The sequence below is a fragment of the Saccharopolyspora cebuensis genome (assembly GCF_039542665.1).
Taxonomy (GTDB): Bacteria; Actinomycetota; Actinomycetes; order Mycobacteriales; family Pseudonocardiaceae; genus Saccharopolyspora; species Saccharopolyspora cebuensis.
The window spans coordinates 575,333-588,514 of the sequence record NZ_BAABII010000003.1 but is presented as its reverse complement, the minus strand read 5'-3'; the positions used below and the strand labels follow the sequence as shown (position 1 = coordinate 588,514).

Here is a 13,182-nt window from a genome sequence, read left to right as displayed (position 1 = left end):
GGTGAAGAACCCGCGCCGCTTGAGGTTCACCGACACCCCGCGGCCCAGCAGGCTCCCCAGCTTGGTGCGCAACGCCGCGGGGGACAGCTCGGCGTCGATCTTGCGCAGGTTGGCGAACTGCTCCTGGGCGTCGGAGTAGTGCTTGCCGTTGTTGCGCGCCTTGAGCTTGGTGTCCCGCCAGTTGGGCAGGAAGTCGCCGAACCCCTTGAGCTGCCGCAGCGCCCGCTCGACTTCCCCCTGCACCTGGTCGAACGCGGGCGAGGCGCCGACCTTGATGTCCCCCGCAGCGGCCTTCGCGCCCAGGAACGGGGGCGGGAACAGCCGCTCGGTGGGGGCGGTGGTGATCGAGCTGGGGGTGCCGGGCGGCACCGGCAGGCCCTGCGCGGCGGCCTCGCGCAGACCGGTCCGCAGGTAGGTCGTGGCCGGAACCGTGATCGTCCGCCCGTTGGCCGTGCGCACCTCGATGGTGGTGCGCACCTTGTAGAGCCCGGTGTCCCCCTTGACCTGCATCGCGGACTTGGTGGTCGTTTCCACGCCGGTGGTCGAGGTCGCGGATCGACTGGTGTTGTAGCTGCCGGTGGGCCCGCCCCGCGCGCCGACGGCTCCCGGGACGCTGGCGCCGCCACCGATGGCGGCGTTGACGTCGAGCCCGGATTTGCTGGCCGCGGCGGTGCTGCCGCTCGAAGTGGCGGCCTCGGTGAGCCGCATGGACGTCGAATCGGAGACGCCCAGCAGCTCGACCTCGCCGTGGGAAGCCCGCATCTGGACCGCCGTGCCGTGACTGGCGTGCGGGCTGACCAGGTCCTGGGACGTGGTCCAGCCGCGCACCAGCTGCGCCATGGTGTTGCGCACGTTGCCGGGGCTCAGGAAGTCCTGCAGCGTGCTGCGCCCCGGCGCGCCCAGCTTGGTGATCGAGGGATGCATCTGCGCGGCGACCTCGGCGAACCGGTCGTCGATGTCGACCACCGCCTCGACACCGAAGTTCTCCAGGCGCGATGCCCACCCCTCGGGGGGAGTCGTCGACGCCACCTCCGGATAGCGCGTCATGCCGAGGTCGTTCGGGATGCGCACGTCGGCCGACTCGGTGACCGCGCCCGACCGGCCCTCCGGCGCCGGAACGGGCCGTCCGGCGGCGTCGCGCACCTCGATGACGAAGTCGACCGGTACCTGGGCGTGGGTGGAGCCCTTCGCGGAGCGGAAGTTGGACGCCGCCTGGTAGGAGGACTCGCCCGGCCGGGAGACGGCGGGGGAGGCGAGCGGGGCGTGGGCCCCGAGCGTGCCGTAGGCGCCGACGAGCTGGCCCCCGGTGACGGTGACCCCGACCTCGCTCGACGTCGCGACGGTGGCGGTGCGCGAGCTGCCACCGCCGGTCTGCGTGGTCATGTCGATCTGGGTGTCACCCTGGGTGGGTTCGGCGGCCACGGTGTGCAAGTCCTGCGGCAGCCGCGGGGTGGCGCGCACCGCGACCTCGTACCAGTCCTTGCCCACGCGCACCGGGAACTTGCGTCCGGCCCGGCCCTGGAGGTTCTCGAACTCCCGCTTGGCCACCCGCCCGATCGCGTCGAAACCCTCGGTTTCGAGGTTCTCCGGGTTCGGCACCCGAGCGCGCACCCGCTCGACCAGCGCGTCGGTCTCCAGACCGGTCAGCAGGATTCGGCCGAGCGACTTCCCGTCCTGCACGTAGTCGGGAGCCGAGCTCAGGTCCAGCAGCATCGAGTGCTCGCTGTCCGGCTCGGTGAGGGTGATCGCCGGCGCGCTGTTCGGGGCGCTGCTCGGCTCGGTCCGCTGGGTGGCGTCCTCGGTGCCTTCGGTGCGCTCGGCTTCGGGGCGCTCGCTCCCGCTCGCGACCGGCTGCGGTACCGGCCGGAGGGTGTCCAGCTCGATGTCCTCGGGCACCGCGGCTGGTTGCGGTGCCGTGCCGGTCCTCCGGCTCGAGCCGCCGCGGCCGGTGGGGCCGTCGCCGACGGGCTCCTCCTCACCCTCCAGCGGTTTCGGCTGCAAGGACAGCTCGGCGTCCGAGCGCACCGGGGCGAGCCAGACCTCCGACGGATCGGTGTCCAGGTCCGCGAACCACCCGGTCTGGTCGTCCAGGAACACCGCCCGGCCACCGACGTTCTTCACCCGGAAGAAGTGCCCGTCACCGCTGCGCTGGTCCCGGTACACCACCGCCTGGAACCCGTCCCGCTGGTTCGCCACGTGCTCCGCGATCCCGGCATAACCATCCGGCCGATGCGAGAACTCCAGCCCGGTCTGCCGCTCCACCTCCTGCCGGTACATCGGACCGCTCGGCGCGGCCTCGAACTCCGCAGCGCGCTCCGGATGGTTGTCGGCATTGGCTCCCTGGACCGCGGCCACCGCACAGTTCGTGTCGTGCCCGGGCACCCCCCGCCGGTAGTTGTCCGCGTTCGCCAACCCGAAATGCGGCACGTTCTCCCGCAGGAAGTCCGCACCGGCCACCGGATCGTCGGCGAAGGTCCCCGCCGACAGCACCCCCGGCAACGACCGCCCACCACCGGCGACCGCACGCCCCCCAGGCGACCCCGAATCGGTCAGCGCCGCCACCGACTCCGGCCCACCCGGGCCGTACCGCAGCGCCGACTCCAACGCCTGATAACCGCTGCCCGCCCGGTCCATGTACCCGACCCGGTCATCCGGACGCGGCCGGAACACGTCGAACAACTCCGGCATACCCGCCGAGTCCACGGCCCGCCGCAGGAACGGGAACTCACCGTGCTCCGACATCTCGTCGAAGGTCTGGCTCCCCAACGCCGCACCCAGCAGCGGTCCGCCCGCACCGAGCGGACCGGTCGACTCCAACCGACCGGACGACGCCAACGGGCCCTCGGCAACGAGAGGTTCGCCGGAATCCAGCGCCACCGAATCGAACCGCGAATCCCACAACCGCCCCTCGGCGGCGGTCCCGTTGTCCAGGATCTTCGCACGCGTTCCCCGCAACACCCCCGACGTCTGCCCGCTGTACATCGCCAGCGCGTGCACCGACCGCTCACCCAGGTGCTCCTGGAGGAAATGCTGCGCCGCCACCAACGACAGGCCGGAAACGGTGTAGTCGACCAGCAGCACGTCCCGGTCGGTCGGGAGGTCGCCCAGGAACTCGTCGAAGTGCTGCCCGAGCAGAACCCGCTCGGATTCGGACAACAACCGAGTACCCGATCCCGTAAACGCGCCGTACGCCGTCGAATCCGGATCAGGCGCCACGCGGAAACCCGACAGCGGGAAGGACACCGCCTGCTCACCGCGCGCCTGCAACGCCGCGATCACCGGCGCCGGACTGCGCCCCACCCCCACGTAGGAGAACCGATCCGGCGGGTACTTCTCGACGATCCGCCGCGCCAGCTCGTTGGTCGCCTCGACCATCCGCTGCTGCTCCAACAACAGCTCCCGGCCACGGTCCGATCCCGCCCCGGCACCGCGGCCCGACGGACGCCGACCACCGCTGTCCCGCCCGCCGCGCAGGGGCCGGTCCGCGTTGCCCGACTCGGGCGGCGGTGGGTCCTCCCGCCTCGTCCGCGAACCCACGAACGTCTCGTACGGCGGCGCGGGCAGTCCGTGCTCGTCGAGGGACTGGTGATCACGCGGCATCTCGTACGGCGGCACCGGATCCAGGATCTCCCGCTCGTCACCGGTCGGATTCAACCGCTGATGCTCCCGGCGCCGCCGCTCCCGCTCCTCCTGCGCCCGCCGCATCTCGCGCCGCTGCTCCAGCTGCTGCCGCCGCACCGCCGGATCCACCGGCACGCCATCCGAAGAGGTCCCCGGGATGTCCAGTTCATCCAGCTGCCGGTCATCGTGCGGCACCGCACGACCCGCTCCACCAGGACCCGACCGGCCAGCAACCGGGCCTTCCTCAACTCCACCACGAGCGGCCGAACTGCCATCCGGACCACCCTCCGCAGGCCCGGACCGACCCAACGACGGAACCGGGCGGTTCCCGGTCCGCCGCGGATGCCGACGCTCCTCCGCCGGAACCACCGGATCCCCACCCGACTCAACGGGCCCACCATCACGACCATCCGGCGCAGGCCCCGACCGAGCCAACGACGGCACCACCCGGTTCCCCGACCGCCGCGGATGCCGACGCTCCTCCGCCGGAACCACCGGATCCCCACCCGACTCAACGGGCCCACCGCCAAGACCATCCGGCGCAGGCCCCGACCGAGCCAACGTCGGCACCACCCGGTTCCCGGTCCGCCGCGGGTTCCGGCGGCTGCTCCCGTTCTCCGCCCCGCCATCGCGCTCGCTCGAACCGCCGTACTCGCCCCGTTCGGATTCCGGGATGGCGTGGTCCACCGGCGTCCGGGCGGAGCCGAGCACCTGGCCGCTCGGGACGGGGGCGAACAGGACCTTGCTGGGACTCTTCGACAGGTCGGCGAGGCGACCGGTCTGCGGGTCGAGGAAGACGACCATGCCGTCGGCCTTGTGGACCGTGAAGAAGTGCCCGTTCTTCCCGTCCGTGGTGAACACCAGGCCCCGGGAGCCGTCGGGCCGGTCCAGCATCTGCGGGGTGATGTCGTGGTAACCGCGGGGCTGCCGCTCGAAGCGCACCCCCAGCTTCTCGGCGGCTGCTGCGTGGTGCACCGGTCCGCTCGGCCCGGCCCGGTACTCCCCGGCCTCCGCGCCCTCCGGGTCCGCCACCGCGTTGAGGCCCTGCACGGCGGAATCGAGGCAGTTCGTCCGGTGCCCGGGCAGGTCGGCGTCGTGGGCGTCCTTGTTCACCAGCAGCACGGGGGCGAAGTGGTTCCGCACGAAGCGGGTCTCGCCCTCCGGGTCCCCGGCGAAGGTCTGCCGCGAGACGACCACGAGCGCGTCCAGCGAGGAGCCGGGGATCGGGGCGTGCTGCGACTCGTCGGGCTCCGTGCTGGGCGCGGGCACGTGCAGGTCCGGACCGCGCTCGTCGGCGCCCTCGCGCGGGAACGGCTCGAAGACGTCCACGGTGCCGTCGGGCCGTTCGGCGTGCACCGCCCGGTTGAGGTCGGTCGCCACCAGGCGGCCGACCAGCTCGTCGACCCGGCTGCCGGACCGGGTCGGGCCCTGCGACAGGGCCAGCACCAAGGGCCCCACCTTGTCGTCGATCCGGTGCTGGACGGTGAACCGGGTGGCGGGCTGGTCGGCGAGCGACGCCCCGCCCGGCCCCGTCTCCTTGCCCGACTCCGAGGCGAACAGCGCGGTCGCGGTGCCGACCACGTCCTCGCGGACCTGGGCGGGGTCGATCTCACCGCCGAGGGCGGTGGCGACCCTCCGGTAGAACGAGCCCTCGCCGATCACCGGCCCCGACGCCCCCGAGTCGAGGTAGGTCTCGGTGAACATCTGGAGGTTGCGCACCATGGTCGGCGCCTGCGGGGTCAGCGCCGTGTTGTGGGCCGTCATCGTCTTGGGGTTGAACGTCTTCCGCTCCTCCGGGGCGAAGCGGCTGCCGTGCCGGCCGACCGCGCCCGCCGGATCGGTCGGGAGCCCGATGCGGACGTCCCGCAATGCCGCGTGACGGCTGCGCATCCTCATCGACAGCGCCCCGTGCAGCACGTTCTTCTTGTTGCCGCCGAGGTGGGTGAAGTCCAACTTGTTCAGCGCGACGCCCAGCGGGTCGGGCTCCCGATTCGTGCGACCCGGGTACTCCCCCTGGTACGTCCCGAGCTTCGTGCCCTTGACCGCCCCCATGGGGTTGCCCGGTTTTCCATCGGTGTCCTCGCTGGCCTGGAAGAACCGGTTCCGCAGGGAGTTGATGTCGATGTGCGTCTGCGGCAGCACCCGCGTGGTCCGCCCGCCCCGGTACCAGTCGCGGGCGATGCGGGTCATGTCCGTCTCGATGGCGTTGTTCACGAAGCCGGTGAGGAACGGCCGCTCGCGGATCGGGTGGCCACCGGCCGCGTCGGACTTCACCCGCTGGACGAGATCGTCCTTCGTCTCGTTCCTGGTCTCCGGGGGAGCCTTCGACGGAGCCGCCGGGTCGAGGCCCGCGTCCAGCTCCGCCGCCTTCTCGGCCTTCCCCGCGTTCTCCACCACGTCGCGGGTCACGGCCTGCACCTCGGTGTCGTAGGCCTGGTCGTAGAGGTCGTCGTAGTGCTCCGCGAACTCCTCGGCGTTCTGCCGGTTGAGCTTGCGGGCCAGCTTGTCGAACTCCGCACCGCCGTCGCCGAAGCCGAACTCCTCCCGTTCGCTGCCGATGGCCAGGCCCGGCCGCAGGAGCAGGGTGGCGTCCACGTAGAGGTTCGGTTCCGGCGAGTACGGCAGCAGCGGGTGCAGGGCCGCCTGCCGGTCCCGGGTCACCATGTCGGTGCCGACCTGGTCGCTGAACTCCTCGTGCAGCGCCTCCCGGTCGTCGCGGATGGCCTCGATCTCCGCGTCGAGGGCGTCCACCTCGCCGGACAGCTCATCGCGCTCGGCGGCGTCCGCGTCGTCGAGCTGCGCCTGGAGGCGGTTCCGCTCGCGCTCCAACGACTCGATCACGCCATCGAACACGTTGTCGGGGCCGACCCGGTAGCCGCCGGACATCATCAGCGGTCGGCTCGGCGGCAGGTCCGAGTCGGACGTCCGCACCTGGGCCTCGAAGTGGTTGAACACGTGCCCGCCGGTCGGCGCGGTCCGCCGCCCGGTGTCGTAGTCCTGGAACGACAGGTACGGGTGCGTGCCCTTGTCGGTCAGGGCCGCGATGACGTCCTTGTTCGCCGCGCTCCGCAGCGTCCGGTTGCGCAAGTCCCCGTACGGGATCTTCGTCCCGCCGCTGCTCGTCGAGGGGTTGAAGGTGTCCACGGCGACCAGGGCGACCGGAACGCCCAGCCGTTCGATGGACTCCTGCGCCGCCAGCACCGCGGCCCGCACCGCCTGGTCCGCTTCGTCCTTGGTGTCGCCCCCCGCGTTGGTTCCGTTCACGCCGAGGACGATCGCGACCCGCCCGTCCATCTCCCGCATGCCCGCGGTCATCGCCCCGACGACGTCCTCGATCTGGTCGAGGTCGCGGGCCGGCACGATCGCGTTCACCACGAAGCCCAGCTCGCGGTCCTGGTCGATGCTCTTCTGGAGCGCGCCGAGGTAGTTCTTCCCGAACTCCTCGCTCCGGCGGGTGTCGACCGGCCGCACCAGGTCGCGGAAAGCGGAGTTGACGGCCGTGGTCGCGACATCGGGCCAGGTGTAGTCCCCGCGCGGCCGATCCGGGGGCTCGGCGTCGTCGGTGTCCATGGTCTGCTCACCGGACGGGCCGTCGTCCCCGCGCGCCCGCTTCGGGGGCTCGGCGCTGTTCTCCCGGCTCGCCGACAGCGCTCGCTTCTGGCCCGCGGTGCGCACCGCGAGGTTCCGGTGTTCCCCGCCGTGGACCAGGTCGGGGCCATCGGTCGAGGCGTCCAGCGGTGCGGTGATCTGGGGCAGCACCGCCTCCGGCGACAGCGGCGCCCAGTGGATGTCGCGGGGACCGGGTGGGGTGTCGGCGAGCGAACCGCCCCGATTCCCGTCCGGCGGGTTCTGCGGGTTCAGCAGGTTGAGCACGCCGTCGGAATCCCGGTGGAACAGCAGCGCCTGGGTGCCGTCGATCACCACACCGGCGGTCCCGTTCGGCACGTCGTCGGCGAGCAGCCGCTGCTCGAACTCGGCCCAACTGCCGGCGCGCTGGAAGCCCACCCCCAGCTCGTCCGCGGCACGGGCCCGGCTCACCGGACCGCTCGGCTCCGCTCGGAACGGCCTGCCCTGGGTGAGGGCGTTGAACCCCTGCACCGCCGCGTTGAGGCAGTTGGTTTCCCGCCCCCGCGCGACCTGCTGGTCACCCGGGTCGTCGTGCTCGGCGCTGTTGACCGACAGCACGTCCCGGTAGCGCTCCAGGTAGCGCGCTTCCTCCTCGGGAGTCGCGAAGCTGCCACTGGCGACCACCCTCGGCCGCGAGGTCCGCTCGGGTCCGGTCGACGGCTCCTGCTCCCCGGTGCGATCGCCGTCGTCCCGCTGCCGCGACCCTTCCTCGGTCGCCGACTCGTACGACGGGGGTGCGTCCTGGGGCCGCTGCTGGATCGACTCGTACGACGGCGGCGGCGGGCTCGTCGGGTCGTACGGGGGCGCGGGCTCGGAGAGCGCCCGGTCCTCGGCGGAGCGGAAGTCGGACCGCGCGTCCGCGCTGGAACTGGTCCCGTCCTGCCCGGTGACCGGTCCACTGCGCGACGACGTGGCGGGCATCCAGCCCTGCGGCGTGAGCCGCAGCCGGGACGGGCGCGTCCCCCGCTCGGACGGCGCGTCCGGACGGGCCCCGCCCACCTCGGTGCCGGCGCGGTCGTCCGGGCTCCCGCGCTGGGCCGGACCGGGGTCGTCCACGGCGGTGAGGTCCCGCACCGCCCGGTCGACGGCGTTGGTCCGCTCCCCGGTGGGGTCCGCGTGGTGGTCGCCCTCGTTCACCCCCAGCACGGGCGCGAACCGGTCCCGCACGAACCGGTCCCCCGCCTCGGGGTCCTCCTCGAACGTCTCCGCCGACACGACTTCGGACGCGCCGAAGGTCGACGGGTCGCGGCGGAGGTCCTGCGGCGACACGTAGGTCTGCTGCTGCTCGTCGAAGGCGTCCGCCGCGGCCCGCTGCTCGGCGGTGTAGTGGGCCCAGGCCCGGTTGCCCTCGAACATGCCGAGGGCCTGCACCTCCGCCACCGAGAACCGGGTTCTCGCCGTCGTCTCGGGGACCGGCTGCGGAACGCCGTTCGACGGCCGCCACGTCCGCCAGCCGTCCGCGACGAAGAAGTCGCCGAGCATCTCGGTGCTGTGGCTGCGGACGTCGCCGACGGTGGTGTTGACCCCCACCGGGTTGTGCACGAGGTTGCGGTAACCCATCGAGTACAGGGTCCGCGCGATCTCGTACCCCGCGATGGTGTTGCCCGAGTAGCAGTTGAAGAAGCGCAGGTCGGCATCCGGCCTGCTCCGGTACGCCGCCCGGAAGTGCGGGTCCTGGTCGACGATGACCGCGAAGGACACCGGCGGGACGAAGAGCGTGATGTCCATCGGCAGCGGCCTGCCGTTGATCGGCGTACCGGCGGGCAGGTGCACCTCGGTCCGCCCCGACGTCGTCGCGTGCGCGGGCACGTCGATCGGCCCGAGGCCCGGGTAGCGGGCGTGGTCCCGCGCCCCGGGAGCGGGGACCCGCACGGGCAGGCCCGCACGCTCCCGCTCGGTCGCGCGCCGCACGTCCGTGGCCTCCGCCCGCCCCTCGCCGGGGGCCGCCCGGTGGGTGTAGGAGCCGCGATCGGGCGGGGTCGCCCACATCTCCAGCGCCGTCCGGCTCTCGGCGGCGGACACGAACGCCGGGCCGATCGACTGGCCGTAGGCGTTGGTCAGCCCCCACGAGCGGACGTCCCGCGCGTTGAAGGTGACGCGCCGGACACCCCCGATGTAGCCCTCGACGACCGGGCCGGGACCGGTCTCGTTGTCCCAGCGCCGGATCACGTTGTCGCGCGCCGGCATTCCGCCCATGCCCAGCGGCGTGCCCGGCTGGTGCCCGTCCGGGATGCCCGTGGTACCGACCGGCGACACCGCCGGGGTCAGCTCGGACCGGTCCGCGAGGCTCAACGGGACCGACCAGGTCTCGACGGCGGGGGTGTCGAGTTCTTCGAGCTCCCCGGTCACCGGGTCCACGTAGGCGACCTCGACACCGCCGGCGTCGTCCTCGGTGCGCACCCCGATGAAGAAGTGCCCGGTGCCGTCGCCGTGGTCCCGGTACACCACGTGCAGGTCGTGCTCCGGGTCCTGCGACAAGCGCTCGGTCACCGCGTCGATCCCGCCGGGGTGGCGCTCGAACTTCGCCCCGCCCAGCCCCCGCTCGACGTCGTCGCGGTGCACCGCCCCGCTCTCCGGCGCGGTGACCTCAGCACCCTGGCGCCGCAACGAGTCCGCCAAGGACACCGACGCCGGACCGCAGTTGCGCTGCTTGCCCGGCACACCGCGGGCGTACGCGTCGCCGTTGACCTGCTTGGCCCGCGCCAGCACCTCCTGGGCGGACTTCGACGCCGCCTCCGGGTTCGCCGCCGACACCACCCGCACCGGACGCCGCGGACCGGTGACCGGCTCCTCCGGCGGGACCTCCCGCGCACCGTCGTCGTCGCGCGTGGGGCCCCGCTCCCGGGACCCCGGGCTGTCCTCGGTCGCCGTGGCGCGCTTGGCCGACGGAGCGTCCTTGGTCCGCGGAGCGTCCTTCGACGGCGGAGCGTCCTTCGCCAGCGGAGCATTCTTGGTCGGCGGAGCGTCCTTCGCCGACGGGGTGTCCCTGACCGCCGGAGCGTCCTTGACCGGCGGTGCGTCCTTGACCAGCGGAGCGGCCTCGGTCCGGGGCGGTCCGGCGGGGTGCTGCTGGAGCTGTGGTTCGGTGGCGTGCCGATCGCCGCCCTCGGTGGACGTCTCGGGCGCGGGCGTCGAGAGCGTGAGTCCGGTGGCCGGGCCGTCGGTGGGAGCCTCGCGTTCGAGGGACAGCTCCGGTCCGGTGGTCGGCACCTCGGTCGGGGCCTGCTCGTGCGAGGTGCCGGGACGCCTGCGACTCGACGTGGTCGGGTCGCCGCCCCGCGCGGTCGCCGGGGGCGGCGCGGTGGAGTCCCGCTGGCCGGGGGACGTCGTCGCCGGGGGCGACGTGCTGTCGGCTCGACCGGCCGGTCCGGTGACGACCGCCGGACCGGTGGTCGTCGGCTGGCCGGAGTCCTGGGTCGTGCGGTCGGCACCGGGCTGCTCGGAGCTCGGCGAGGTCTGCCCGCGCGACGGGGCGTCCTGCTCCCGCTGACCAGTCGTGTCTCGCTCGCCGGTGGTGTCCCGCTGACCACGGTCGTCGCGCTCGCCGGTGGTGTCCCGCTGACCGGGGCTCTCCTGGTGCGCGGAGGTCTGCGGGCCGGTCTCCTGCCGACCGGTCTCGCCCGCGGGCCGCTGGCCGGGGAGCTGCGTCGGTGGCTGCTGGGTCGAGTCCTGGCTCGCCGGACCGGTGTCGGAATCCCGCTCGCCCGGGGACTGCTGGCCCTGGCGGTCGACTTCGGAACGCCCGGGGCCCTGCTGCCCTGGGGACTGCTGCCCCGGGTTCTGCTCGCCCGGGTTCTGCTCGCCCGGGTTCTGCTCGCCCGGGGTCTGCCGGTGGTCCGCACCCGGCGGCGGGGTCTCCGCGCGTCCCGGGGTCGGCTGCCCGGTCGCCTGCTCGGCCGAGGGCCGCTGGGCGCCGGGGCCCTCCTCCGGCCGCGTCAGGTCGGTGTCGAAACCCGGGAGTCCGTTCTCGGCACCGGGGGTCGCCGTCGGCGGTGGCGCGGAACCCGGTGGCGCGACCGGGTTCCCGGCGATCGGCGGCTGCGTCGCGTCGGTCCCCGCCGGGGGCGGGGTCGTCGCGCCCGGCGGCGGGTTCTGCCCGGAGGTGGGCGGGACCGCGGTCGGGGTGCCGGGGCGCTCGCCGGGCGGTGGCACGGCGCCCGAGGTGTCGGCGGGCCGGGCGGTGTCGGCGGGCCGGGCGGTACCGCCCTGGTCACCGGTGGGTGGCGCTTCGGTGCCGGGGCGCGCGCCACCGCCGTCCGGGCGGGATTCGACCGGCACCGCACCGGGCTTCTCGGGCGTCGGTCCCGTCGCGGGCGCGGCGCCGGGACCGTCCTCCGGCTGCCGCCCGCCGGGCTGGTCGGCACCCTCGACGGGCGGCTTCAGGTCGTCCGGCGGTGCGAAGACGTCGTGCGGTGTGGCGGCGTCCGGCGGCGCGTAGGCCGGGGGTGGCCCGACGGCGTCGGTGTAGCTGGGCGGCGCCACCCCGGGAGGAGCGGGCTCGTACGCGGGCGGCGGCCCCTGCGGACCGCCGGGCGGCGCGTTCTCGCCCGCCACCGGCGAGCCGGGCGGCGGCGAACCGGGCGGGGGCGCTCCGGTCGCGTCGGCGTAGGTGGGCGGGGCGTGCCCCGGCGGCGCGGTGGGCGAGTACGCGGGCGGCGGGGTCCGCCCGTCGCCGGACGGGGTGTCCCCGCCCGCGACGGGTCCGGTGCCGGGGGGCGGGGCCTGGCCGGAACGGGGCGGGGCACCGGGCGGCGGCGCCTGCCCACCGGGGCGGGACGTCGGCGGCGGGACCGCGCCGGTGTGGCCGGGCGGCGCCTTCTCGTCGCCGTGTTGCGCGGGCGGGGCCTTGGCGTCGGGCTCGCCGCCGGAGGACACCGGCGGCTTCTCGCCCGGCTGCTCCAGCGGCGGCTTCTCCTGCGGTGGCGGCTGCTTCGCGGGCTCGTCGCCGCCGTTCGGCGGTGGCCCGTCCGGGTCGTCCCCCGCCCCGGCGGACTGGTCCCGGCCCCCGGGGGGCGGGGTGAACTCGAAGTCCGGGGATTTCGAGCTGATGTCCGTCGGCGGGTTGTCGGAGTCGCGGTGGCGCTCGTCGTACTCGTGCCGGGCGTCCTGCGAGATGTTCGCCGCGCCCTGGGTGCTCGCGCCCGAGATGAAACCCGAGGTGGCGGAGGTCAGCGGGTTGAAGTCGCCGCCCCAGATGGCCGCCGCCGAGCCACCGGCGCCCAGTTCGGCGAGCACCTCGATGCCGCCCGCGCCGGTCGCCGTCTTGGGCAGGTCCTTGGTGACGTCGTGCTTCTTGGCCGCCGCGGCCGCGGCCCCGGCGATGGCCTCGCCGACGACCTCGCCGTAGATGTTCTGCCCGACCTTCTCGCCGTCCACGCCGTCCCGGTTGCCGTTGTTCATGGTGGCGAACTGCGGGACGAGCGCCTCGGCCGCACCTTGGGCGACCGCCTCGATCATGTCCCAGGCGTGGTCCAGCCAGTCGGTGAGGTTGTTCGCCGCCGCCTTGCTCGCCTGCGCGATGTCGTTCAACCACAGGCGCGCGGACGCGTACAGGGCGGGCAGCGCCAGCGAGCCCCACGGCGAGAACATCGCCGAGTAGATCTCCCACGCCCAGAACGAGGCCATGGTGTAGAGCTCGTACATGGTCTCTTCGGCGTTGAGCGCGAAGTCGTCGATGAGCGAGGCGGTGTTGTTCAGCGCCGTCACGTACTGCTGCACCGGGAGCGAGAGGTTCCTGGTGTAGTGCGCGATGGCCTCCGCGGTCGAGCCGTCGACGCTGTTCAGCGCCGCGCCGGACAGCGAGTCGAGGTGCGCGCCCTTGTTCAGCAGGTCGTCGCCGTTGCCCCGGTACTCCGAGGCCATCGCGTACATGCCCGCCGCGTCGGAGTCCGGCGGGTTGATGCCGGTGAGCAGCTCGACGATGATGTCGGCCAC

At 73.7% G+C, this 13,182-nt stretch carries 1 protein-coding gene (running past one end of the window); it reads right to left on the bottom strand.

The window, feature by feature from the left end; all coding sequences use genetic code 11:
• Window positions 1-13,182: the start of a DnaJ domain-containing protein gene (locus ABD976_RS05510; RefSeq protein WP_345358098.1), read on the bottom strand. The gene continues 22,737 nt to the left of window position 1, outside the view; 13,182 of the gene's 35,919 nt are visible here — the first part of the coding sequence; its start codon is at window positions 13,180-13,182; the stop codon falls past the left edge of the window.